We start from the raw sequence: 2522 nt of genomic DNA, 5'->3' as shown, positions 1-2522 counted from the left end.
GCCCCCGCCGTACGGGGTCGGACAGGTGGCGGAGAGCGGCGGGCGGCGTGTCCACGTGAATCACGGAGTCCTTCGCTGGTCGTGGTGGATGACCCGTCCTCGGCCGGGCCGGTTGTGGGCGCTGCGGGGCGGATCGGTGTCAACCGGTGTGGGCGGCCTCGTGCGTCGCCCTCTCCTGGAGGCCTTCCAGCGCTGGGAGCAGCCAGTCGTCCACGGCCGCCAGGTGGCCTCCGCTCTCGTCCTGACGGTCGTGCAGGTAGCGGGTGGCCAGGTCGATGAGGTAGAGGGCCATGACCGTCGACACCGCGTGCGGGCGCAGCCCCGTCTCGGTGACCAGCGGGTCGCGCAGCAAGCGTGATCCGCTGTCCAGCCACCGGTGCACACCGGGGTGGACCCCCGCCTGGACGCACTCGTTGAGGTCGTAGTGCAGCGCGTCGAACCCGGCGGGCGCGTCGAGGGTCAGCCGCTCCCAGTCCCATACGAAGGCCCGGCGCGCCGTGCTGGCGATGTTCCAGCGGGTCAGGTCCCCGTGCCAGGCCCCGAAGGGGAGGGCCACGTCCGGCAGGCGGCGCAGCGCCGCGCGCAGCGGAGCCGCCTCGGGGCGTGTGCCGAGCGCCGCGATCCGCTCCTCCAGGGCGATCCGGTACGGGCTGTCGGACAGGCGCCGCTCGCGGACGCCGGTCAGCCCGACGATCTGGGTCACGCATCGAAGCAGCTGGCGGCGGGTGGGCCGGTCGGTCTGGTCGCCGACCGGCAGGGCCTCCTGGACCAGCAGCGGGTGGCTGTTCCACTCGCCCTCGTAGAGCAGACGCGGGACCGTCACGTCTCGGAACCGGGCGTCGGCGAGGTGGCGCAGGGCCCGGGTCTCGGCGCGCACCAGGCGCGACGTCAGGTCGTTCACGGCGACCTTGGCGTAGCCGATCGTCCGTCCGCCGGGGGTGAGCAGCAGCAGGACGGGTTTGCGGTTCGCCCTGGGCGGTCCCAGGTGGATGGCGATCGCCAGCTTCCGGTCGAGCGCGGAGGTGAGCGCGTGCTCGATGCCGGGCCCCGCGCCCACGTACAGGCGGTCGCGGAGCAGCAGCGGCGCCATGCCCGTGGCGAACGCTCCGGTGAGCAGGGCGGCGCGGACCCGTTCGGAGAACGAGTGTCCTTGGAAGAAGGACGCGATGCCCCGTGTGGCGGCCGATCGGTCGTGCGCGGGCAGGATCACGCGCGGGTTGTGCGCGTTGGGGACCGGCAGGTACTGGTTGCCCCGTTCCTGTCGTACGAGCCGCCGTACGCCGCCGTCCCCGGGGCCGAGCAGTCCGCCGCACGGCCACAGGACCGCGGCCAGGTCGGTCAGGTAGGTCGTCTCGCCGTTCACCGAAGACCCCCTCTGGTGCGCGCGGTGACCGGGCCGGGCGTCGGCCGCGCGTCGCCGCGCCAGAGCAGGGCGACGGCGACGAGGGTGACGGCCAGCGGGGACATCAGCGCGACGTAGAAGAACATGTACCAGAACAGCAGCAGCACGGTCAGCAGGGCGCCCTGCCCCACCGGAGAGGCCGTGGCCCGGTGGCGCCACGCCGTCCAGGCGAGGAAGCCGAGGAGGAACGCGGTGCCCACCCACCCGTTGGCGATGAGGGTGATCCACAGCTGACCGGCGTTGCCGATGACGTGCTGGCCGCAGCCGGGGCACTCGGCGGTGGGGCCGATGGCGATCGACTCCGAACTGCCCGCCATCTCCCGCGTCGTGCCCCAGCCCACGACCGGTGACAGGTCGGCGGCGGCCACGGACGCGGCGTTGCTCGCGGCTCGGCCGTCGTCGCTGTGCGGGTTGTCGGCGCGGGCGCGGACCACGTCGGCCAGCGGTGACACGGCCAGCACGAGCAGCACGACGACGGACGCGACGGCGCAGGCGCCCACCAGCACCACACGGCCGCGGCGCAGCGCCTGGACGGCGCCGTAGGCCAGCGACAGCACCAGTCCCACCCACAGCGCGCGATTGAGGGAGTGGACGATCGGGGCCACCGCCGCCGCGGCGGCGGCCAGGGCGGCCCACCGCACCATGCCGGTCCCCTGGAGGACCCAGCCCACCACGAGCCACACCAAGAGCAGGGAGACCATGTATCCCCAGATGTTGGTGTACTCCCAGGGTGCCTTGGGGCGGGCCGACTCGTAGCCGAAGATGTCCATGACCTGGGCGGACGCCGGATGCACCAGGGTCTGGACGTAGGGGTCGGAAGCCAGGGGGCCGGGCAGCAGGTACTCCAGAGGCGCGGTGAACTCGAATCGGGGCGCGAGCATGCCCAGGTAACCGCCCGCGATCGTGGCCAGGCACAGCACGGCCAGGGCCCACACGACCGTCCGCGTCGGCAGTTCGCGCTCGGACAGGTTGCCGACGTAGAGCATGAGGACGGTCAGCACGAGGTAGTTGATCACGCGGTGCACGGCCCCGGCGTGCCCTCCGCTGCCCGGGACGGTGCCGGGTACCTCCAGCGAAACCATGGCCAGCCCGAACACGGTCCACAACAGGAACAGCGCCC

2 protein-coding genes are annotated in these 2522 nt (G+C 72.9%); both read right to left on the bottom strand.

What is annotated here, in order from left to right:
* Positions 1-139: 139 nt before the first annotated feature.
* Entirely contained in the window at positions 140-1363 is a 1224-nt protein-coding gene (locus D471_RS0101980; protein ID WP_017597072.1) for a phosphotransferase, read from the bottom strand.
* The coding region (locus D471_RS32610) for a hypothetical protein (protein WP_017597071.1) at positions 1360-2522 on the bottom strand (1163 nt) is incomplete at its 5' end. The genes D471_RS32610 and D471_RS0101980, both read right to left, overlap by 4 nt.

This window comes from Nocardiopsis lucentensis DSM 44048, assembly GCF_000341125.1.
Classification (GTDB): Bacteria; Actinomycetota; Actinomycetes; order Streptosporangiales; family Streptosporangiaceae; genus Nocardiopsis; species Nocardiopsis lucentensis.
Note: the sequence above shows the minus strand (reverse complement) of the source record. Positions and strands in the feature narration are given on the sequence as shown.